This window comes from Nocardia carnea, from assembly GCF_029868325.1.
GTDB classification, from domain to species: domain Bacteria; phylum Actinomycetota; class Actinomycetes; order Mycobacteriales; family Mycobacteriaceae; genus Nocardia; species Nocardia carnea_C.
On the sequence record NZ_JARWNW010000259.1, the window covers coordinates 24,592 to 45,098 of the forward strand.

20 protein-coding genes are annotated in these 20,507 nt (G+C 68.9%); 14 read left to right on the forward strand and 6 right to left on the reverse strand.

Features of this window, described 5'->3' with window-relative positions:
- Positions 1-422: 422 nt before the first annotated feature.
- Both QH196_RS23505 and QH196_RS23510 read left to right on the forward strand, forming a co-directional pair.
- Positions 423-1,529: a lycopene cyclase family protein gene (locus QH196_RS23505; RefSeq protein ID WP_280417985.1), complete on the forward strand. Its 1,107-nt coding sequence runs from the start codon at positions 423-425 to the stop codon at positions 1,527-1,529.
- The gene (locus tag QH196_RS23510) at positions 1,529-2,455 is read left to right on the forward strand and encodes a Ku protein (protein WP_280417986.1); all 927 of its coding nucleotides are present in this window, start codon (positions 1,529-1,531) and stop codon (positions 2,453-2,455) included. Before QH196_RS23505 ends, QH196_RS23510 begins: the two co-directional genes overlap by 1 nt.
- Positions 2,456-2,462: 7 nt before the next feature.
- On the opposite strand, the gene QH196_RS23515 is transcribed toward QH196_RS23510, so the two are convergent.
- The gene (locus QH196_RS23515) at positions 2,463-2,960 is read right to left on the reverse strand and encodes a GNAT family N-acetyltransferase (RefSeq protein WP_280417987.1); all 498 of its coding nucleotides are present in this window, start codon (positions 2,958-2,960) and stop codon (positions 2,463-2,465) included.
- A gap of 176 nt (positions 2,961-3,136) precedes the next feature.
- Here QH196_RS23515 and QH196_RS23520 point away from each other — a divergent pair, with 176 nt between their 5' ends.
- Complete coding sequence (locus tag QH196_RS23520) at positions 3,137-4,039, forward strand: universal stress protein (protein WP_280417988.1); 903 nt, start codon at positions 3,137-3,139, stop codon at positions 4,037-4,039.
- A gap of 104 nt (positions 4,040-4,143) precedes the next feature.
- Here the strand turns inward: QH196_RS23520 and QH196_RS23525 are convergent, their stop codons facing one another.
- Complete coding sequence (locus QH196_RS23525) at positions 4,144-5,055, reverse strand: TIGR03564 family F420-dependent LLM class oxidoreductase (protein ID WP_280417989.1); 912 nt, start codon at positions 5,053-5,055, stop codon at positions 4,144-4,146.
- 202 nt (positions 5,056-5,257) lie between these two features.
- Between QH196_RS23525 and QH196_RS23530 the strand changes: the two genes are divergently transcribed.
- The 8 genes from QH196_RS23530 to QH196_RS23565 all read left to right on the forward strand — a co-directional run bounded on the left by QH196_RS23530 (position 5,258) and on the right by QH196_RS23565 (position 11,615).
- A complete protein-coding gene (locus QH196_RS23530; protein WP_280417990.1) occupies positions 5,258-6,148 on the forward strand; it encodes an alpha/beta fold hydrolase in 891 nt (296 codons plus the stop codon).
- 379 nt (positions 6,149-6,527) lie between these two features.
- Positions 6,528-7,415 (forward strand): alpha/beta fold hydrolase, encoded by an 888-nt coding sequence (locus QH196_RS23535; RefSeq protein WP_280417991.1) that lies wholly within the window; start codon positions 6,528-6,530, stop codon positions 7,413-7,415.
- Positions 7,416-7,596: 181 nt separating this feature from the next.
- Positions 7,597-7,932: a histone-like nucleoid-structuring protein Lsr2 gene (locus QH196_RS23540; RefSeq protein WP_280417992.1), complete on the forward strand. Its 336-nt coding sequence runs from the start codon at positions 7,597-7,599 to the stop codon at positions 7,930-7,932.
- 237 nt (positions 7,933-8,169) lie between these two features.
- A complete protein-coding gene (locus tag QH196_RS23545; protein ID WP_432279546.1) occupies positions 8,170-9,240 on the forward strand; it encodes an alpha/beta hydrolase in 1,071 nt (356 codons plus the stop codon).
- 84 nt (positions 9,241-9,324) lie between these two features.
- Positions 9,325-10,380, forward strand: coding sequence for a fused (3R)-hydroxyacyl-ACP dehydratase subunits HadA/HadB (locus QH196_RS23550; protein ID WP_280417993.1), 1,056 nt, complete (start codon positions 9,325-9,327; stop codon positions 10,378-10,380).
- Between the two features lie 76 nt (positions 10,381-10,456).
- A complete protein-coding gene (locus QH196_RS23555) occupies positions 10,457-10,906 on the forward strand; it encodes an SgcJ/EcaC family oxidoreductase (RefSeq protein WP_280417994.1) in 450 nt (149 codons plus the stop codon).
- An 87-nt stretch (positions 10,907-10,993) separates the two neighbouring features.
- Positions 10,994-11,296 (forward strand): hypothetical protein, encoded by a 303-nt coding sequence (locus QH196_RS23560; RefSeq protein ID WP_280417995.1) that lies wholly within the window; start codon positions 10,994-10,996, stop codon positions 11,294-11,296.
- The gene (locus tag QH196_RS23565; protein WP_280417996.1) at positions 11,286-11,615 is read left to right on the forward strand and encodes a hypothetical protein; all 330 of its coding nucleotides are present in this window, start codon (positions 11,286-11,288) and stop codon (positions 11,613-11,615) included. The genes QH196_RS23560 and QH196_RS23565 overlap by 11 nt, the downstream gene beginning before the upstream one ends.
- Positions 11,616-11,633: 18 nt before the next feature.
- Here the strand turns inward: QH196_RS23565 and QH196_RS23570 are convergent, their stop codons facing one another.
- Together QH196_RS23570 and QH196_RS23575 are read right to left on the reverse strand one after the other, a co-directional pair.
- Positions 11,634-12,512 (reverse strand): hypothetical protein, encoded by an 879-nt coding sequence (locus tag QH196_RS23570; RefSeq protein WP_280417997.1) that lies wholly within the window; start codon positions 12,510-12,512, stop codon positions 11,634-11,636.
- 200 nt (positions 12,513-12,712) lie between these two features.
- A complete protein-coding gene (locus QH196_RS23575) occupies positions 12,713-13,087 on the reverse strand; it encodes a hypothetical protein (protein WP_280417998.1) in 375 nt (124 codons plus the stop codon).
- Positions 13,088-13,232: 145 nt separating this feature from the next.
- Here QH196_RS23575 and QH196_RS23580 point away from each other — a divergent pair, with 145 nt between their 5' ends.
- On the forward strand, positions 13,233-15,014 hold the full coding sequence (locus QH196_RS23580; protein ID WP_280417999.1) for a thiamine pyrophosphate-requiring protein: 1,782 nt from the start codon (positions 13,233-13,235) through the stop codon (positions 15,012-15,014).
- Between the two features lie 64 nt (positions 15,015-15,078).
- Here QH196_RS23580 and QH196_RS23585 read toward each other — a convergent pair whose 3' ends face one another.
- Positions 15,079-16,185, reverse strand: coding sequence for a hypothetical protein (locus QH196_RS23585; protein WP_280418000.1), 1,107 nt, complete (start codon positions 16,183-16,185; stop codon positions 15,079-15,081).
- A 227-nt stretch (positions 16,186-16,412) separates the two neighbouring features.
- Here QH196_RS23585 and QH196_RS23590 point away from each other — a divergent pair, with 227 nt between their 5' ends.
- Together QH196_RS23590 and QH196_RS23595 are read left to right on the forward strand one after the other, a co-directional pair.
- The gene (locus QH196_RS23590; RefSeq protein WP_280418001.1) at positions 16,413-17,252 is read left to right on the forward strand and encodes a glucose 1-dehydrogenase; all 840 of its coding nucleotides are present in this window, start codon (positions 16,413-16,415) and stop codon (positions 17,250-17,252) included.
- A gap of 294 nt (positions 17,253-17,546) precedes the next feature.
- Positions 17,547-18,908 carry a cytochrome P450 gene (locus tag QH196_RS23595; protein WP_280418002.1) on the forward strand — a complete coding sequence of 454 codons (1,362 nt, stop codon included), beginning with the start codon at positions 17,547-17,549 and terminating at the stop codon, positions 18,906-18,908.
- A gap of 9 nt (positions 18,909-18,917) precedes the next feature.
- Here the strand turns inward: QH196_RS23595 and QH196_RS23600 are convergent, their stop codons facing one another.
- Positions 18,918-20,450 (reverse strand): FAD-dependent oxidoreductase, encoded by a 1,533-nt coding sequence (locus tag QH196_RS23600; protein WP_280418003.1) that lies wholly within the window; start codon positions 20,448-20,450, stop codon positions 18,918-18,920.
- Positions 20,451-20,507: the final 57 nt, after the last annotated feature.

Genomic DNA, 20,507 nt, shown 5'->3' on the forward strand with positions numbered 1-20,507 from the left:
ACAGCGCCTTCGTATCAGCACCACAGTCGCACCGGCCCGCACGAACACCCGACGGCGTTGATCACTGCACGTGGCGCCGGGCGTGTGTTTCGCCGGGATCGCGACAGCGCCGGTATCCATGGCGCCCCGCCGAGGGATGATCCTTGTCGGCCGCCGAGCCGAATCACCTGCCACTGACTGCGACCGGCCTGCAACCGGTGGTGGCCCGGTCCGCCCCGTCCGCCAAGCGATACCGCCGGGCGTCGACCCGATGCCGATACCGCCCCGGCTCGACAGCCCTCCGGATTCGTCACCGAGGATCATTCGGGTCCGCGGTCATCCAGCCACCCCGCTATGGGCGCACGACCGGGTGAACCGAGGCGCACCACGATCCCGGTACCCCGCCGATAACGCATCGTCCCGGCCGTGTTTCGATCCCCTCCGTGCGCGCCGATATCGTGATCTGCGGTCTGGGCCCGGCCGGGCGGGCGCTCGCCCACCGGTGCCTGGTGCGTGGTATGTCGGTTGTCGCGATCGATCCGAATCCAGGCCGGCGCTGGCAGGCGACCTACGCCGCCTGGACCGATGAACTCCCGCCCTGGCTGGACGGCACCGCCGTCGCGGCGACAGTCGCCCGGCCGCATGCACACGGCCGGCGCGCGCATATGATCCCCCGGTCGTACTCGGTACTGGATACCGGCCGCCTCCAGGACACCCTCGATCTCACCGGAGTCACCGTGCTCACCGGCCGGGCCACGACCCTCGACCGGCACACCGTCACCCTGGATTCCGGCCGGAGGGTGCGAGCCGATCGGGTCATCGACGCACGCGGCCTGCGGCGCCGGGCCGGTCGGGCCGAGCAGACGGCCTACGGACTCGTCCTCGACGATCCCGGTGCAGATGAGCCGGCCCTGTTCATGGACTGGCGCGCCGACAACGGTGCCGATCCCGCCTCGCCGCGGTCGTTCCTGTACACCATCCCGGTCGGCGGCGGCCGGGTGCTGTTCGAGGAGACCTGCCTGGTGGGTGCACCAGCGATCGGCCTCGGTGAACTCGCCCGCCGGTTGCGCTGCCGGTTGCGGTCTCGCGGCATCCCGGTACGCGGCGACGAACCGGTCGAGCGGGTCCGTTTTCCGGTCGTGGGCGGCGCCCCGGGGTCCGGCCGATTCGGCGCCGCCGGCGGGTACCTGCATCCGGCCACCGGATACAGCGTGGGCGCGGCTTTGGCGGCGGCCGGCGATATCGCGGCCGGGCGGGCGGCCACCTCGAATGCTGCCCGGGCCGTGTATCGCCTGCGCCGCGCCGGGCTCCGGGCCTTGCTCGCCCTGCCGCCGAGCGCAGTTCCCGGGTTCTTCGACGCGTTCTTCGAGCTGGATATCGGCCTGCAACGCGCCTATCTGTCCGGTCACGCCGACCTCGCCGGCACCGCCGCCGCGATGACCCGGCTGTTCGCGGCTGTACCCGCCGGTACCCGCGCGCGGCTCGCCGCCGCGACACTCCATCTCCCGGCGCTCTCGCACCCGGGGTCGGGTTCGGTCATCATGGAGTGATGCGGTCAATCTGGAAAGGCTCGATCGCGTTCGGGCTGGTGAACGTCCCCGTGAAGGTCTACACCGCCACCGAGGACCACGACATCCGGTTCCATCAGGTCCACGCCAAGGACGGTGGCCGGATCAAATACGACCGCGTCTGCACCGTCTGCGGGCAATCGGTGAAATTCGCCGATATCGATAAACAGTACGAATCGCCGGAAGGCGAGAAGGTCGTGCTCACCGACGACGATTTCGCCAAATTACCGGTGGCGGAGAAACACGAGATCCCGGTTCTGCAATTCGTCCCGTCGGACCAGATCGATCCGATCCTCTACGACAAGACTTACTACCTGGAACCGGATTCGACCACCCCCAAGGCCTACGTCCTGCTGGCCGCGACACTCGGACGTATCGACCGCACCGCCCTCGTCCATTTCACCCTGCGGCAGAAGACCCGCCTGGCCGCGATGCGAGTCCGGGACGGGATGCTGGTGCTGCAGACGCTGCTGTGGCCGGACGAGGTGCGCTCGGTATCGTTCGAATCGCTGGAGGAGGCCAAGGCGCCGCGGCCGCAGGAAATCAAAATGGCCGAAACCCTCGTCGAATCGATGTCCGACGATTTCGACCCCGATCAATTCACCGACGAATATCAGGTCGAACTGCAGCGCTTGCTGGAGGAAGCGATCGCCAGCGGTGACGGAAAGGTTGCCGAACGCGCCGCGGAGCCGGCCGAGGAATCCGATGCCGAGGTGGTCGATCTGGTCGCCGCGCTGCAGCGCAGCCTGGAGGCCAGCGGCGCCCGTGGGGGTGAAAAGTCCGGTGGCCGCGGAGGTAGCAAATCCGGTGGTACGAAATCCACCGGGGAGAAGAGCTCCGGTACCGCGAAAGCCCGCAAGACGACCCAGCGCAAAACCCCGCAGAAGCGAACCCGTAAAGGCGCCTGAGTCCCGGTCACAGGGCTTGGATGAACCAGTCCAGGTAGCCCTCGGAGTCGATGCTGCTGCGGTGGTAGTGGAATCCGAGCTGATGGGCCAGTGCGATCTCCGGCTTGTTGTCCCTTTCGATACGCAGCACCGCTTCATCGGCCACATCGTTGCGGGCCAGATATCGGCAGGCCAGGACAACTGTCCGGCCGGGCACGCCACTGTCACGCCACGGCGCGTGGATTCCGTAGCTGATATCGGCCTGGCGTTTGGCCAGGAATTCCGGTTCCAGCGTCACATCCAGCGTCCCCGCCAGCGCATGCGATGTTACGTCCACGACGGCGAATACTTTCCGAGGTCCATCCGCGGCCCACTCCGCGGCGCACCGTTCGAATTCGGCCACCGTATTCGGTGTGCCGGGCCCGGCCGTCCGGCGCATCGACTCCCGGTCCTGGGCGGCCAGGTGCGCGGCGGCGTCGGCGACCTCGATCGGCCGTAGCCCGATCACCCCATCCGATATCAGCACGTGATCATGATCTGCATATTTCACGGCATTCGACAAGCCCCATGGACGGCGAGCCGCCGACGAGAATTCCAGGTCGCCTCCGGGAGGCCGGCGAGCAACAATTCCGCGACACGCAATCGTGCAGACACGCCCGCCATACGGGACCGGTACGGTTTGCCGGGTGGATACTCGGGACCATGACCGATAACCCGGAGGATCCGCATCGGCTCGTATCCGCTGCCGTGGTGGTGGGCGTGGACGGTACCCCCGCCGCCCATTCGGCCATCCGCTGGGGCGCCATGGTGGCCGCCCGGCGAGGGCGGCGGCTCGTCCTGGCCTACGGGATGAATTCCACCCCGGCCAAAACCTGGCTGGTCGCCTATCAGCCGATGGTGGACGAAGCCGTGCAGACGCTGCGCACACACGGCGAACAGGCATTGACCACCGGCGTGCAGGTCGTCCGCGAGGCCGCGCCGGATCTGGCGGCCGATACCCTGCTCTCCGAGCACAGCCCCGCGAAAATGCTGATCGAATTGTCCAAATCCGCGCATATGGTGGTGCTGGGATCGCGCCGCGGCGGCGCCATCGCGCATCTGGGATCGACCATTCTGGCGGTCGCGGCGCACGGGCACGGCACCATCGTCGCGGTCCGCGAGGACGCCGAGGACATCACGAACGGTCCGGTGGTGGTCGGCGTCGACGGCAGCCCGGTCAGCGATACCGCCGTCGCCGCCGCCTTCGCCGAGGCCTCCGAACGCGGAGCCGAACTGGTCGCGGTCCACACCTGGAGCGACCTCACCTTCACCGAATTCGCCAGTACCGGTTTCATCGAGATACCGGCCGAGGATCTGCAGACCGCCGAACAGGCAGTACTCGCCGAGCGGCTGGCCGGATGGCAGCAGCGCTACCCGGAGGTCACCGTGCGGCGCGAGGTGTATCCCTCGACCCCGGCAATGCATCTGCGCGAATGGTCCGAACGGGCCCAGCTGGTCGTGGTGGGCAGCCGCGGCCGGGGCGGATTCCGTGGGTTGCTGCTCGGTTCGACCAGCCAGTCGCTGATCCAGCGGGCCGCCTGCCCGGTCATGATCACCCGGCCCTGATCACCCGGCCCGGCTGATCACACGGCCCGGCTGACCGTCCGGACTCAGCGGTCGGCCGGGCTCGCGCGGTCAGCGGGGCTGAGCGGTCAGCGGGGCTCGCACGGTCAGCCGAGCAGGCCGGCCAGTAGTGCCCGGGTGCGCTGTGCCTCCGCGCCGCCGGCGAAGACCGAGGCGACGAATTCGGTGGCACCGGCGTCGAAGACCTCCCGCACCCGGGCGGCGACCTGGTCCTCGGTGCCGATGATCGCGAGATCCGCCGGACCGGCCGCACCCTCGCGGTCCATCATCGCCCGGTAGGACGGCAGTGTGCCGTAGGTGGCGAAGGTGCGCGCCGCCCGTTCCCGCGCGGCGTCGGCATCATCGGTCACCAGTACCGGTAGCGCGCAGACGATACGGGCGGGGGGCCGGCCGGCGTCCGTGGCGGCCGCTGCGATGGTCGGGGCGATATGCTCCCGGATCGTGGCCGGCCCGGTCATCCACAACACGGTGCCGTCGGCGCGGCGCCCGGCCAGTTGCAACATCCGGGTGCCCATGGCAGCCAGCAGAACCGGGATGCGGCCTTCGTCCGGGATCCCGAGTTCCAGATTCCCGGTCAGGGTTTCACCGGTAAAGGACACCGGCTGCCGTTCCAGCAGAGGGCCCAGAATCGAAAGGTATTCGCGCATGTGGCGGGCGGGCCGTTCGAACCCGTACCCGAACATGTTCTCGATGACGACGCGATGGGACAGCCCGATCCCGAGGGTCAGGCGATCCGGGCCCACCGCCAGTGCGGTCGTGCGGACCTGCTGGGCGAGCGCGCCCGGATGCCGCGGGTAGGTCGGCACCACGGCCGTTCCGAGCTCGATCTGCGGTACCTGGCTACCGGCCACCGCCAGCGCGGTGAGCGCGTCGACGCCGAAGATATGCGACATCCAGGCCGATACGAATCCTTCGTCGGCGATCCGGTGCAGGTCATCGGTGAGCGCACGCAGGGCGTCGCTTCCGGATCGTTCGCTGAGCAGAATGCCGATCCGCACGGCGGGCCTCCTGGACGGTTCGTCGGGTCTGGACCTCGATGGTTGCGGCACCGACCCTAATGGACGCGGTACGGCGAAGCCGGGCACCGGACCGCGTGTGGCCGCAGGCGAACCCATACCGCCGCGGTACCGATACCGAGCCGCCGGCCGACGCGCCCGGGACTTGCTCGACCACGGGCCCGCGGCGGGGCATGCTGTGACCATGGACGAGTTTGCGAGCTGGCGGTCGAACGGGCAGCGTTTCACCCATCGCGGACACCAGATCTTCTGGCGGCCCGGCGGAACCGGTTCCGCGGGAACACTATTGTGCCTGCACGGCTTCCCCACCGCGTCCTGGGATTGGCACCGGATCTGGCCGGATCTGTGCGAGCAGTTCGCCCGCGTCCTGGCCCCGGATCTGATCGGCTTCGGCTGGTCGGCCAAACCGCAGCGCTACGACTACACGATCGCCGACCAGGCCGATCTGTGTGAGCAACTGCTGCGTGAACAGGGCATCGACCGTTTCCACATCCTCGCGCACGACTACGGCGATACCGTCGCCCAGGAGCTGCTGGCCCGTGATGCCGAACGCCGGGCCGCCGGTGATACCACGCTGATCATCGAATCCGTCTGCCTGCTCAACGGCGGACTTTTCCCGGAGGCCCACCGGCCGCGGCCCATCCAGCGTCTTTTGGCCGGTCCGCTCGGCCCGCTGGTCGGCCGGTTCGGCACCGAGAACACCTTCGCGCACAGCCTGGCCGCGGTGTTCGGGCCCGACACCAAACCCGATGCCGACGAAATGCACCGTTTCTGGCTGCTGTGGTGCAGTAAGCACGGGAAACGCAACGGCCACAAGCTGATGGGGTACATGGCCGAACGGCGGACGCACCGGCAACGCTGGGTGGGTGCGCTCGTCCGGCCGCAGGTACCGGTCCGGTTGATCGACGGTTTACGCGATCCGGTGTCCGGGGAGCGGATGGCGCGCCGCTATCGCCGCGTCGTCGACGAACCCGATGTGGTGGAACTGCCCGCTGTCGGCCACTATCCGCAGCTGGAAGCGCCAGAGGAAACGCTGCGCGCATTTCACGAGTTCCACACGACCCGGGTCGGTTAAGCGGGCGTTTCGCCTCCGGCCGCGGCCAGGACGGACCGAGCGCATCGCGAGATCCCCCGGGTAGCTCCCCGAGTTGCCGGAACAGTCGGCCGGGGCTCCAGGAGCCGGCTCGTGCCTCATGTTTCCGCGGCGCGGGGCAGAGAGTACCGCCGGACGTGTTCGGGCGGCGCCTCACCGGGTTCGCTCGTCCGCGGTTCCGGCCGGCCTCGAAGGGGGATGTCTCGCACTGTCGGCCGGCATGATCTCCGCGGACCACACCGCGACGAGCACCCAGCAGGTACCGGGCGGTGCTACCGTACGGCCGGGTGCCGGTGTGGCGCCCGGACTCCATACGGAGCCGCTCCCCGGGGCGGGGGACGCAGAACGAGGGGACGCCGCAATGCTCGAACCGGATGCCGTAACCGGGCCGGATCACCACATCCAAGGGTTCTCCGAGTGGGTGACCACCCGGGATGGGCGTCGATTGCACACCATGGTCCTGCCCGGCCCGCAGAAATCCACTGCGCCGGTCGTCGTGTTCGAAGCGGGCGCGGCGGCCACTCGCTCTTCGTGGGGGCTGGTGCAACCCGAGGTCGGCCGTTTCGCCCGCGCTGTCGTCTACGACCGTGCGGGCCTGGGCCGTAGCCCTGCCGACCAGGCCGGCCGGAGTCTGGACCGGATGGCCGATGATCTGGTCGATGTGCTCGATCATTTCGGGCCCGGTCCGTTCGTGCTGGCCGGACACAGCGCCGGCGGAGTGATCGCCCGACTCGCTGCCGCCCGGCGGCTCGACCGCATAGCCGGGCTCGTGCTCGTCGATCCCACCGACGAAGCGGCGGAGATGTTGTTCGGGCCCGCCTTCCGGCGCATGGAACGCGTGGCGATCACGGTGAACCGGGGCCTCTCGCGACTGGGTCTGTTGCCCCGGATGTTCGCCTGGATGCTCGACGCGATGCCGGTTGATGTCCGCGCCGATATGGAACGCGAGGCGTTCACCCCGGAGAACATCCGGACGCAGGCGGTACAGGCCCGGACCTTCCTCGACGACCTCGCGGCTTGGCGCGAGACACCTCCGCCCCTCGGCGATATCCCGGTCACCGTCATATCGGGCGCACGCGCGGGCGACGGGATGAGCAACCGAGCCCGGGCGGCAGCCAATGCCGCGCACGCGCACCGCGCGGCCGTCATCGGCGGACGCCATGTCCTGGCGCATAATTCGAGCCACTATCCCCCGATCACCGACCCCGGCATCGTCATCGAGGAGATCCGGCGCTTCGCCGCGCCGTGAAGACCGCGCGGCGGGCTCCGGCGGCGACCGGCGCCGGCTCGTCTCCACCCGCCGTGCCGGGCAGACCCGGCGCGCCGGCACGCCGGTACCTGCACACCGGCCACAGCCGCCGCCGGTTCCGGTGCGCCGTAAGGATATCGCTACGATTGTCGGGACAATCTGCCCACTTTCGGAGGAATGCATGGCGCGCAAGGTCATCGTTGAGCTGGTCGACGACTACGACGGAACTTCGCCGGCGGAAGAGACCGTCACCCTGGCTCTGGACGGTGTCACCTACGAGATAGATCTCTCGGCACGCAACGCCGGGAAACTGCGCGACATCGTCGGGGGGTGGGCTGCGCACGCGCGCCGGGTCGGCGGCCGGGTCACGAAGAGCAAACGTCCCAGCCAGGCCGCGACCGATACCCGGCAGACCCAGGCCATCCGCGAATGGGCCCGCGCGAACGGTATGGAGGTCTCGAACCGCGGCCGCATCTCGGCCGAGGTACTCGAGGCGTACAAGAACGCGCAGAAGTAGCGGAGAAGAGGTTCCGGGGCCTGATGGCCGGCCGGAACCGGTCATAGGCGCTGCGCCCCGGGCGCGTGACACATCACAAAAAGGTAACAGGACAGTCTCCGGTAGCGACACAGAAACCGGTATGCCGATGCCGTGGCAGGGCCACGCGTTGTTCGGCACCGGTCGGGAAGCGCACGGACGGCGGGAGCCGGTCGTGCGCACGATGTGCTCACACCGGACGAAAGGCCCTGTTCAGTCATGCGATTGTCACCGGCGGTCCCCGCCCTCCGCAGCCGCCGCAGATTCTGGCTGGCCACCGCCGCGCTCGCCGTGATGATCCAGGCAGTATCACTGGTCAGCGGTGGCGCTGCTCCCGCCGCACGGGCGGCGTTCGATCCCGCGGGGATGGATTTCTGGGTCGACTCCGCGATGGGTCCGATCAAATCCCGGGTGTTCCGCGCCGCCGACGGCAACACGTCACGGGTGGTGTACGCGCTCGACGGGATGCGCGCCCGCGAGGACCTCAGCGGCTGGGAGATCGATACCGATATCGCCCGCGAATTCACCAAATGGAATATCAATGTGGTGATGCCGGTCGGCGGGCAGTCCAGCTTCTACACCGACTGGAACGCGCCGAGCACCTTCCTCGGCGTACCGCCGGGAAGCGGGTCGGGCAACGGCTCGGCATCGGGTTCGGCCTCGGGCTCCGGCGGGCTGCAAGCCCTGGCGGCAGGTCCGGGGAAGTCCTACACCTACAAGTGGGAGACCTTCCTGACCCGCGACCTGCCGAACGCCCTGCGCGACCGGCTGGGTTTCGCGAGCCACCGCAACGGCGTCTTCGGCCTGTCGATGGGCGGTAGCGCCGCACTCACCCTCGCCGCGCACTACCCCGGTCAATTCAGCTTCGCCGGCTCCTATTCCGGCTACCTGAACATCTCCGCGCCCGGTATGCGGGAGGCGATCCGGGTCGCGATGGTCGACGCCGGCGGGTACAACGTGGATTCGATGGCGGCGCCGTGGGATCCGAAGTGGCTGCATATCGACCCGTTCGTCGCCGCACCCAGCCTGGTCGCCAACAACACGCGACTGTGGGTTTCGGCCGCCAGCGGGCTGCCCACCGCGACCGACGGCCCGAGTATCGGCACGGTCAACGGGATGGGGCTGGAAGCGTTGGCCCTGGTGAACACCCGGGCATTCCAGGTGCGGATGGCGACGCTGGGGGCGCAGAACGTGCATTACGACTTCCCTGCCCACGGTATCCACGCGTGGAACAACTGGGCCGATCAGGCGCTGCGGATGTTGCCGGACCTGTCGGCGAATATCGGGTGACGGCCGTGGGCGGGTACCGGCCTCGCACCGGGTGCAGGGCAGTCGCTCAGCACTATCGATATCGACTCGGTAAGGTTCGGGTTCATGGGGCATGAGGATGTAATCGACTCCACCGGCAGCACTTTCGCCGCAGGTGAACTTCCGGTGGGATTGCGTTACCGCACCCGCGACCACTATGTGGTCGGCCGGGAGAAGATCCGCGAGTTCGCCCGCGCCGTGCAGGACCACCATCCGGTGCACTGGTCCGAGGGCGCCGGTATCGATTACGGATACAACGGGCTGATCGCCCCGCCGACGTTGTTCTCCGTGCCCGGTTTCCTGGCGCAGACCGAAATGTTCGAATCGGTGATGACCGGCTACGACCTGAGCCAGGTCATGCAGACCGACCAGGTGATCCGCTACCACCGGCCGATACGTCCCGGCGACGCCTTGTCCTTCGAGGTCTGTCTGGAATCGGTGCGCCACGCGTTCGGTGGCGACCTCATGTCGTTCGAAACCGTGGTCACCGATCAGCACGGCGCGGTGGTGCTGGTTTCCCGGACCGATGTGGTGGGGCGCAGCGGTGCGGGGCCCGACCTCGGTGAACTGGGTGCCGGTGTCCTCATGCACGGATTCCGGCCCGGCGCCGATCGCCCCAGCCCCGCTTCGCGCGCAGGTTCGGCCGTCCGCCCACCGGTTTCGCGGCCCGCTGTGCCCGGCGCCGAGCCGCCGGCCGGCCCGTACGTCCGCGATTTCGATACCGTCCGGGTCGGCGACGAACTACCCGCCCGGACGGTGCGGTTCACGATCGGGGATCTGGTGAACTACGCCGGAGTGTCCGGGGATCCCAATCCGATCCATTGGAGCGCCGAGGTCGCCGATCGCGTGGATCTCGAGGCTCCGGTCGCGCACGGCATGTTGACGATCGGTACGGCCGCGGGCTTCGTCACCTCCTGGCTGGGTGACCCGGGTGCGCTCCGGGAGTACGCGGTCCGGCTGACCAGCCCGGTCTTCGTCACGCGGGAGGGCGCCGAGATCGAGTTCGGCGGCCGGGTGAAGGCGACCGATCCGGTCGCACGGACCGCGACGATCGCGCTCACGGCCCGGCACCAGGGCCGCCGGGTGTTCGGCCGTGCGACGGCTGTGGTCCAGTTGCGCTGACCGGGCCGCGTGCGTGACGGGTGCCATCGTCTCGCTCGCTTGACCACAACCTCTATTGAGGTTCCAAGCTGTTGTCATGAGTGCAACAGCATACGAACGCCCCACGGTCGAGGACAGCACGGTCGACCACACCGCCGATATCGCCGCGATCCGGCAGTTGGTCGGCGATGTCGAAACCGGCTACAACACCAACGACGCGGAGTTGATGGTCAGCGGATTCACCGCCAACGCCGCTGCGGGCAACGCGGTGGGCGCGATCATCGCCGGATACGATGCCCTCCTGGATTCCGCCCGGCGCGGCCTGGCCGGTTTCCTGGCCGATGAACATGTGCGTTATGCGGTGACCGATATCGTTTTCCTGCGTCCCGATATCGCGATCGCGCACAAGACGGCCCGCGCGGTCACCGCGCGCGGCGAACTCATCGACCGCGATCCCGCGATGGTCGCGCTGTACGTCCTGGTCCGGGAAGGCGGGCGCTGGTGGGTCGCGGCACGGCAGAACACCCCGGTGCCCGCGCCCGCCTGACCACAACCGCCCGGGGCGGCCGACCGCAACCGCCCGGGGCGGGCTCTGGGCCGCGGGGGTACTACCGGGGTATTATCGTGGTTGTCCGTGGATCACGGGCAATACGAATGGTGGGCCGGAGCGTACGACCTGCTCCACCGCAGCGGAATCGAGCCCTGGGAAGTATTGGAGGTGCTGTATTCGCCGCGGCGGTGGCCCCGGGCGGCGACGAGCCGCGAGGGACTACCCACCGCGACCGTCTGGGGTCGTACCGACGACGGCCGCGCCCTGATCGTGCTGCTGCGGTGGCTGCGCGCCGATACCCGCTGGCAGATTCTGCTGGCGAGCCCGATGCGGCCCCACCAGCTCGCCGAATACACCGCATGGGAGGCGACCCGAGATGATCGATAACGAACCCGACCCCGGCTACCCCCGGACTCCCGAGGCGGCCGAGGATTTCCTGAACACACTCACCTACGACGACACCGCTGCCCTGCCGCCGCTGCCACCGGCCACGGACCGGATCGAACAGGGGATGGTCGCCACCTCGTTCAAATGGACGCCGGAGATGCGTGACCGGGTCCGGCGCAAGGCCGCCGAGCACGGGGTGACACCGTCCATCCTGATCCGCCAGTACATCGAGATGGGCCTGCTGGCCGAACAGTCCGAACGGATGATCCCGCTGGCCGACGCGGTCCGGGCGCTCACCAGCCTCCCGCATTCGGCCTGACCTCCGCCGGTACGGTGATCAGCCGGCGAGCGCCGTCCTCTCGGCGGGCGCCGGGCCGATGGCCCGTGGTGGCGCACTCAGGGCATGCGCGGCACCGACGCCGGCGCCGATTCCCGCGCCGACCGCTGCGAGCGGGGCGGCCATGAGGGCCGCACCGTAGGCCGCACCCAGTGGTGCCGCGCCGAGCCCGATCGGCGCGAACGGCAACCCGACGGCCAACCCGATCGCCCCGCCGACGCCGGCACCGACGAGCGCGAACGGCGCCGCCACCGCCGCACCGGCCGCGGCCCCGAGTGCCGCCGCGCCGAGGGTCTGACCGGCAACCCGGTCAGACCGGGTGCGTTCCATCCCGACCGAGTCCAGGAAGGTGGCCAGCTGGGCTTCGGTGACGGCGGCACCGTCGTTGAGCTGGATCGCCTGCTCCCTGGGTAACCATTCCGGCGCGTCCACGCGGAGATCGCCGAACCGCAGGACACCGGGCGGCGGCGCGATCGGCGGCACCGGGGAGACGGGGACGGGTCCGTGCAGATTCTCCACGGGCGACAGATAATCGCTGTCCGGTACGGGCCGCGCCCACTGCAGCGAGCTCAGGGTGTCGTCCGGAATGCGTACGCCGTGGTAAGGACGCACATTCGGGGCTTCGGCGTTCGGCCACCGCGCCTCGCCGCTCGCCTGCCCGGCGACTCCCGGCGCGCCGGGCGGCACAGCCTCGTCGACAGCGGCGTGCGGTGCGGGATCGTCGTGCTCGGCGGGGCTCACCGCGATGTATCGGCCGGGTTCGGCGCTCGCGGTACCACTACCCACCATGGCCAGAACCACGGGAACTGCCCCCGCCACCATCAGCGATCCCACCTTCTGCCGCCGCGGACTCACTGCTCTGTGCTTGCCGGTGCTCATCGATCACCTTCCAGGAATGAAAGAGATGCTGTTGTTTCACATTCGGATCCGGCAATGAATGCGGATGGGCATAATTCGGCACGCGAGGACCGTAAAGGTGCGCTGAACAGCCTTTACGGATACGTTCAGGGCCCTGGAACGCGCCTGCGCTCAGAGCGCATGCCCGGCTCGGCGCGGGCCGGGCTACGCCCCGGCACGGGTCAGGGCGCCGGTGGTGCACCGGTATTCGTGCAGAACGGATGGCACGATTCCGGCGTGGGGGTCACCCGGGCGGGTTCGTCGCCGAAATCCGCCGAGCTCACCACCATCATCACCATCAGGGCCACACCGATGACGAACCCGAAAACCAGCAAGGTGGGCCACAGCCAGGTCCGCATCGGCTTCTCCCGGACCACCGGCACCCTCGGCTCCATGGGGTCGGCAGGGTTCACCGGACTCATCGGGTTGCCCGGCGCCACCGGATCGACCGGGTCGCCCGGGGCCACCGGCTGCTCTACCTGGTTCAGCGGATCGGCCGGGTTCATCGGGTCGACCGGCTGCAGGGGACCTCGTCCGGGGCCACCGTATTCGTTCATGCCACACCACCTCCAGGGGCTCTCCGGCACCGGTTACCCGTTTACCGCCGCCGTTCACGTACCCCGCCGCCCGCCGTGGTTGAACCGGCGCCGAGCGGGTAGGCCGCTCGCGACGCCGCGCCATCCACCAGAACCAGGAGGACTCATGCCGCTGCAGGTGGGCGATTACGTACTGCAACGTCTCCGTGAATGGGGTGTCGAGCAGGTCTTCGGATATCCGGGCGACGGGATCAACGGTCTCGTGGCCGCCTTCGGCCGCGCCGACAATCGGCCTCGGTTCGTTCAGGCGCGACACGAGGAGATGTCGGCCTTCCAGGCGACCGGTTTCGCCAAGTTCAGCGGGCAGGTCGGAGTGTGTACCGCGACCTCGGGTCCCGGCGCCATCCACCTCCTCAACGGCCTGTACGACGCCAAACTCGATCATGTCCCGGTGGTGGCGATCGTCGGCCAGACGGCACGCAGCGCGATGGGTGGTAGCTACCAGCAGGAAGTCGATCTGCAATCGCTGTTCAAGGATGTCGCCTCGGACTATCTCGTCGAGGTCAATGTCGCGAGCCAGTTGCCGAATGCGCTGGACCGCGCGTTCCGTACCGCGATGGCTCGGCGCGCGCCGACGGTGGTGATTCTGCCCGCCGACCTGCAGGAAGAGCCGTACGAGCCGCCGGAGCACGCGTTCAAGCAGGTACCGTCGAGCCCGCCCAGCAGCCAGCACACCACCCTCACCCCGCCGGTGGTGGATATCGAGCGGGCGGCCGAGGTGCTCGGCCAGGGGTCGCGGGTCGCGATACTCATCGGGCAGGGAGCGCGCGCCGCCGCCGCGGAGGTGCTCGAGGTCGCCGAGCTCACCGGGGCGGGGATCGCCAAGGCCTTACTGGGCAAGGATGTGCTGTCCGACGAACTGCCATTCGTCACCGGGTCCATCGGACTGCTCGGCACCCGGCCCAGCTACGAACTGATGCGCGATTGCGACACCCTGCTCATCGTGGGATCCAATTTCCCCTACAGCCAGTTCCTGCCGGATTTCGATCAGGCCCGTGCGGTGCAGATCGATATCGACGGCGCGCTCATCGGGATGCGTTATCCCACCGAGGTGAATCTGGTGGGTGATGCGAAAGCCACGCTGCGGCAGTTGATTCCATTGCTCGAGCACAAGACGGACCGCTCGTGGCGTGACACGGTCGAGAAGAATGTCGAACGCTGGTGGGAGACGGTCGCACAGCAGGCGGCGGTGGAGGCGAAACCCATCAACCCGATGCGGGTGGTCACCGAACTGTCCGAGCGGATCCCCGGGAACGCCGTCGTCACCGCCGATTCCGGATCGTCCACCAACTGGTACGCCCGTTGCCTGCGCTTCCGCGGCGAGATGCGCGGGTCGCTGTCGGGCACGCTGGCCACCATGGGCCCGGGTGTGCCGTACGCGATCGGCGCGAAATTCGCCCATCCCGACCGGCCGGTGATCGCCCTGGTCGGCGACGGCGCCATGCAGATGAACGGGCTCGGTGAGCTCATGACCATCGCGCGCTACCAGCACCTCTGGCAAGACCGGCGGCTGATCGTCTGCGTTTTCCACAACAACGATCTCAACCAGGTCACCTGGGAACTGCGCGCCATGGGCGGTGCGCCGAAATTCGAGGAATCCCAGAATCTTCCCGATGTGCCCTACGCCGATCTGGCGCACGAGATGGGCCTGGAGGGGATCGCCATCGACCATCCCGACGATATCGGGGATATGTGGGACCGGGCCCTGGCCACCCCGAGTCCCACGGTGCTCGACGTCCGCTGTGATCCGGATGTGCCGCCGATTCCGCCGCACGCCTCCTACGAACAGATCAAGGATCTGGGTAAATCCTTACTGCGCGGCGACCCGGATGCCTTCCATCTCATGGTGCAGGGCGCCAAGACCAAAGCCCAGGAGCTCCGGATCTGAGCCGCCCGGATCATCCGGGCCCGCTGGTGACCGGTGGTGGCGGCACGGGATCCACGCCGCCGGTTCACCGATCCTCCTGCTCTCGTTGCCGATCGACCCAGCTGCGGCGCTCCCGGTCGCGGTAGCCGTAGGTGGCCTTGCGAACGGTGAGGTCGTCCTCCAGTCCCGACCCGACCGCGCCGGCCACTGTGCCCAGTGCGCTCGCCATCGCGGCAATGGTGAGAAAGTCGCCGGGCCCGACCGGCCCACCGAGCACGGTCGCCAGATACGACGGCGGGATGACGAGAGCGACTGCCGCACAGGTGAAAAGAAAGAGCACCGCGTAGAACACCACCGCGCCGAGCGCGACGGTGACCGCTGTCCCGGCGTTACGGAGCCGGATATCACGGGACCGGAGCGGGTCCGGCGAAGTCTGCCGCTCCCACAGGCTGTGCCCCACCACGATCCACACCGCGAGCGCGGTCACCGCCACGAGCACCACTCCGGTCAGCCGGAACCCGCCCAGCGCGGTCGCCAACTGCCAGATACTCGAATAGAGAACCCCGAACGCGGTACCGGCCAGCGATCCGGCCAGAGCCGAGGACAGTCCGACGAACAACCGCCAGGGCCGGTTCGCACGCACCATACCGGCGAGCAGCCCGGCGAAACGGGCCGGGCCGCCCCGCTCCACGAGTACCGCGCCGGCACCGTCGTCGACGATCCGCACGCTCCGGAAAGGTGCCCGGGCGGCGGCCTCGCGCCCGGGATGCGCGGACGTGCCGGCTTCGGCGCGCAGTGCCCCGACGATCCCGGCCGCCAGTTCCCGGAGCCGGTACCGCAAGCGCAGACCGCCGAGCGCCGGTAACGGAATCAGGGCGACCCGGTGCCGCAGGTCCAGCGATGCCAGCACGACGCGGCCGTCACTGCGCATCGGCAGGTCGGTCAGGCACAGGGCGAGGTCCCAGGAGGTGTTGCGGACATGGCGCGCGGCCTTGTCGATGATGTACTCGATATCCGGATACATCGCTTCGAAGGGGTCGTCGAGAACCTCCACCTCCCAGTCGATGCGGTCGCCCTCCCTGGCCAGTGCCGCGGGCTGGGAGGACGCCAGATCGCGGGCGAGGCGCGCGGGAAGGTCCGGATCCGCCACCACACCGATGACCACAGTGCCCGGACCCGACGTTTCTGTCACCACATCCTCCTGCTCACGCCTGCTCGACGGCCCGGGGTGAGCCGTCGAGTGACGCGCTTCCCGATCGGGGCGCGCCCAAACACGCGGCCCGGCCGCCGGCCGCGCAACGGCACACTGCGCGGACGGGCGGATCACGCGGGTTTCGATCACGGCACCGCGGCAATCCGGTGCTCGACCGGTACGGCATCGATACGGCGGTCCTCGCGCGCCACGGAAGGAGCACAGCAATGGGGTTCCAGGAACAGCAGCAAGAGGTGCCCGGTGTCCAGTCACGGATGACACCGATTCCGGATTGCGGCGAACAGAGCTACCGGGGCAGCGGGAAGCTGACCGGTAAAACGGCCGTGATCACCGGCGGCGACAGTGGGATCGGACGGGCTGTGGCCATCGCCTTTGCCCGCGAGGGCGCCGATGTCCTGATCTCCTATCTCGACGAGCACGACGACGCCGCCGAAGTGGGTGCGCTGATCGAGGAGGCGGGCCGCCGGGCGGTACTGATGCCCGGCGATCTGTCCGAGCCGGCGCACTGCCGGGCGGTGATCGACCGCGCGGTGGAGGCCTTCGGCCGGATCGACATCCTGGTCAGCAATGCGGCCTACCAGATGACGCACAACACCCTGGAGGAGATCAGCGACGAGGAGTTCGACTACACCTTCAAAGTGAACATCCACGCCTACTTCCACCTGGTGAAAGCCGTGCTGCCGCATATGCCGGCCGGCGGCTCGATCATCGGCAGTTCCTCGGTGAACTCCGATACCCCCTCCCCCACACTGGCGCCCTACGCCGCCACCAAGGCCGCGATCGCCAACTTCTCCGCCAGCCTGGCGCAGCTGCTCGGCGACAAGGGGATCCGGGTCAACAGTGTCGCGCCCGGGCCGATCTGGACCCCGCTGATCCCGTCCACCATGCCCACCGAAAAGGTCAGCGCGTTCGGCGACGACACACCACTCGGTCGCGCCGGCCGGCCCGCCGAACTGGCGCCCGCCTACGTACTGCTCGCCTCCGACGACGGCAGCTACATCTCCGGCGCACGGGTCGCCGTGACCGGCGGGCGGCCGATTCTGTAGAGCAGCCGGACTACTCGCGGAGCCGGGGCTGTGCGCCACTCGGGGCAGGTCACTGTTTCGCCGGGAGCAGTCCGGGTACGCGAGCCGCGACGGCAGGTCGGCAGGTCGGCAGGTCGGCAGGTCCGCAGGTCCGCAGGTCCGCAGGTCCGCAGACCCAGCAAGTCGGCAGGCTCGGCAAGGCGGCAGGCTCGGCAAGTCCGGCAAGACGGCGACGAGGTCGGCGGCGGCATCGAGCTCGCCCTCGCCGAGGACGCGGTAGGCGTCGATCGGCGACGGCGACGGAAGGAGAGAGGGATGGCCGATGTGCACGCGCACCGACTGACCGGGCTCCGGGCGGCCACCACGTTGGTGGACCTCGGTTTCCCCGCGATCAGCTCCGGCGTGATCGCGCGCCGGCGGCCCGTGCTGGGAATCCTGGAACGGATCCAGGCCGACGAGCGCGCGGCCCGGCGGTGGGAGAAGTTACGCGCGGAATTCGGCCGGGGCCCGGTGGAACTGGTCGTGCCCGGACGCCGGGTGATCGTGATCCTCGACCCCGACGATATCGGCCGGGTGCTGGCCGGGGCGCCCGCCCCGTTCGATCCGGCGAACCGGGAGAAGCGGGCCGCGCTCGGGCAGTTCCAGCCGCACGGCGTGCTGGTATCGCAGGGACCGATCCGCGAACAGCGCCGGGCCGTGAACGAGGCGGCGCTCGATACCGGCGTACCGCTGCACCAGCTGGCCGAACCGTTCGCGGCCAAGGTCGCCGGCGAAGCGCAGGACCTGCTCGAACAGGCCCGCCGCCGCGGTGTGATGGACGCGGCGGATTTCACGGCCGCGTGGTGGCGGCTGGTGCGCCGGGTGGTGCTGGGGGAACGGGCCCGCACCGATGATGCGATCACCGATGAGCTGTGGCGGTTGCGCGGCGCGGCGAACTGGTCGTTCGCGGCGCCACCGTTGCGGAAACGGCGGGATCGGTTCCTGGCCCGGTTGTACGACTACGCCGAGAGCGCCGAGCCCGGCAGTCTGGCCGGCGCGCTGGCCGATATCCCCGCGGGCGGGGCGATCGATCCGGTGGGTCAGATGCCGCAGTGGCTGTTCGCTTTCGATGCGGCGGGAATCGCGCTGTCGCGTGCGCTGGCCGTGCTCACCGAGCATCCCGGCCAGCACGCTCGTGCCCGGGCCGATGCCGAAGAGCCGCAACGCCCGCGGTTGCGGTCTTATCTGCGGGCGTGTGTCCTCGAATCGATCCGGTTGTGGCCCACCACCCCGGTGATCCTGCGCGATACCACCGAGTGGACCAGGTGGCGCACGGGTTCCGAACAGTTCGCGCTGGGACCCGGTGCGGCGTTGCTGATCCTGGTTCCGGCGTTCCACCGCGACCGGCAGCTGCTGCCGTTCGCCGACAGCTTCGCGCCGGAGATCTGGCTGGACGGCCGGTCGCAGCAGTATCCGCAACTGGTGCCTTTCAGCGCCGGTCCGGCCGAATGCCCCGGCCGGAATCTGGTCCTGTTCGTCACCAGCGCACTGCTCGCCCATCTGCTGTCCGGTCCGGAATTGCGTTTGCGCTCGCACGATCTCGCTCCGGGCACTCCTCTTCCGGCGACACTCAACAATTTCGGGCTGGAATTCGCGGTCGAGCCTGCGGGGTTGCGGAGTGTCGCGCCACCGCGCTGAGATCACCGATCAGTCGTGGTCCGGATCGATCGGGTCCAGTGCGGTGGTGGCCGGGCCTTCCAGGACATTGCCGTCGATATCGAACCGCGATCCGTGGCACGGGCAGTCCCAGCTGGTTTCGGCGTCGTTGAACGCGACGACACAGCCGAGGTGGGTGCAGACCGCCGATACGGCGTGCAAACGCCCGTCGTGGTCGCGGTAGACCGCGCTGCGCCGGCCGGATCGGCGCATCACCGCACCGTTGCCGGGGGCGAGGTCGGCGGCGGAATCGACGTAGGTACTCGGGACGAGACGGTCGCCGATCAGGTGACGGCCAACCTCGAGACCGGCCTTCAGCAGGGTGCCGGTTTCGGCGGCGGGATGTAGCCGGCGAGGGTCGTAGATTCCGGCCCACGGCAGCGGATCACCGGTCAGTTCGGCCGCGAGCAGCCGGCCTCCCATGATGCCGTGCGTCATCCCCCAGCCGCCGAATCCGGTGCTCACGTAGACGTGGCGGGCTCCGGGATGGAAGCGGCCGATATAGGGAAGGCCGTCGGTGCTGGTGTTGTCCTGGGCGCCCCAGTGATAGTCCAGGGAGTCCACCGGGAAATGTGTCCGCGCCCAGCCGGCCAGCCGGTCGACGGCGTCCGCGGTCGATCCCACACCGGGCCGCATATGTTCGCCGGTGACGATGAGCAGCCTGCGGCCGTCACCGTAGGGGGCGGTGCGGACGGAGCGCGTGTTCTCCTCGGGCGTGATGTACATACCGTGTGGATCCGCGTCGGCAGCCAGCGGACCGGCAACGGCCAGTTCACGCCGGGGTTGTAACCGCGCGAACAGCAGTGCCCGGTCGAATATCGGGTAGTGCGTCGCGACCACCACATCGCGGGCTCGCACCGTGGCACCGTGCTCGGTGGTCAGCCGGCAGGGATCGCCTTCGTCCAGCCCGACCACCCGGGTCCGTTCGAAGATCGCTCCCCCGGCCCGGATCAGATTTTCGGCGAGGCCGAGCAGGTATCGCCGCGGATGGAACTGGACCTGATCGTCCACCCGGAGCGCGGCGGCCACCGGAAACGGCAGTCCGGTCTCGGTCACCAGCGACGCCGGCAGCCCGGCTTCGGTCGCCGCCGCCACCTCCGCCCGGATGGTCGCTACGTCGTCCGCGGAGGTGACATAGGTGTAGGCCGGTGCCCGTTCCAGTTCGCAATCGATACCCAGATCGGCGGCCGTACGCACCAGATGTTCCACGGCGTCCTGCTGGGAACGCGCGTACAGCTGCGCGGTCTCGGCGTCGAACGTCGACCGCAGCGAGTCGTACACCAGCGTGTGCTGGGCGCTGACCTTCGCGGTGGTGTATCCGGTGGTTCCGCTGACGATACGGTCCGCCTCGAGCACGGTGACCGACCGGCCGGTGGCCGCGATCTCCCAGGCACAGCACAGCCCGGCGATACCACCGCCGATGACGGCCACATCGGTATCGAGGTCCTCGGTGACCCGCGGATACGCGGTCGGCCCCGTCGAATCCATCCAATACGATTCGGCCATTCCGGTTGGTGCGTTCATGGGGCGCGGATACCCGGGACCAGGCCTTCGACACTTCGCGCGCAAAGGTCCGCCGGG

What these genes read in the sequence shown, in the direction of transcription:
- QH196_RS23510 (WP_280417986.1), top strand. Translation starts at nt 1,529, where the DNA reads ATGCGGTCAATCTGGAAAGGCTCGATCGCGTTCGGGCTGGTGAACGTC.
- QH196_RS23520 (WP_280417988.1), top strand. Translation starts at nt 3,137, where the DNA reads ATGACCGATAACCCGGAGGATCCGCATCGGCTCGTATCCGCTGCCGTG.
- QH196_RS23530 (WP_280417990.1), top strand. Translation starts at nt 5,258, where the DNA reads ATGGACGAGTTTGCGAGCTGGCGGTCGAACGGGCAGCGTTTCACCCAT.
- QH196_RS23535 (WP_280417991.1), top strand. Translation starts at nt 6,528, where the DNA reads ATGCTCGAACCGGATGCCGTAACCGGGCCGGATCACCACATCCAAGGG.
- QH196_RS23540 (WP_280417992.1), top strand. Translation starts at nt 7,597, where the DNA reads ATGGCGCGCAAGGTCATCGTTGAGCTGGTCGACGACTACGACGGAACT.
- QH196_RS23545 (WP_432279546.1), top strand. Translation starts at nt 8,170, where the DNA reads ATGCGATTGTCACCGGCGGTCCCCGCCCTCCGCAGCCGCCGCAGATTC.
- QH196_RS23550 (WP_280417993.1), top strand. Translation starts at nt 9,325, where the DNA reads ATGGGGCATGAGGATGTAATCGACTCCACCGGCAGCACTTTCGCCGCA.
- QH196_RS23555 (WP_280417994.1), top strand. Translation starts at nt 10,457, where the DNA reads ATGAGTGCAACAGCATACGAACGCCCCACGGTCGAGGACAGCACGGTC.
- QH196_RS23565 (WP_280417996.1), top strand. Translation starts at nt 11,286, where the DNA reads ATGATCGATAACGAACCCGACCCCGGCTACCCCCGGACTCCCGAGGCG.
- QH196_RS23570 (WP_280417997.1), bottom strand. Translation starts at nt 12,512, where the DNA reads ATGAGCACCGGCAAGCACAGAGCAGTGAGTCCGCGGCGGCAGAAGGTG.
- QH196_RS23575 (WP_280417998.1), bottom strand. Translation starts at nt 13,087, where the DNA reads ATGAACGAATACGGTGGCCCCGGACGAGGTCCCCTGCAGCCGGTCGAC.
- QH196_RS23580 (WP_280417999.1), top strand. Translation starts at nt 13,233, where the DNA reads ATGCCGCTGCAGGTGGGCGATTACGTACTGCAACGTCTCCGTGAATGG.
- QH196_RS23590 (WP_280418001.1), top strand. Translation starts at nt 16,413, where the DNA reads ATGGGGTTCCAGGAACAGCAGCAAGAGGTGCCCGGTGTCCAGTCACGG.
- QH196_RS23595 (WP_280418002.1), top strand. Translation starts at nt 17,547, where the DNA reads ATGGCCGATGTGCACGCGCACCGACTGACCGGGCTCCGGGCGGCCACC.
- QH196_RS23600 (WP_280418003.1), bottom strand. Translation starts at nt 20,450, where the DNA reads ATGAACGCACCAACCGGAATGGCCGAATCGTATTGGATGGATTCGACG.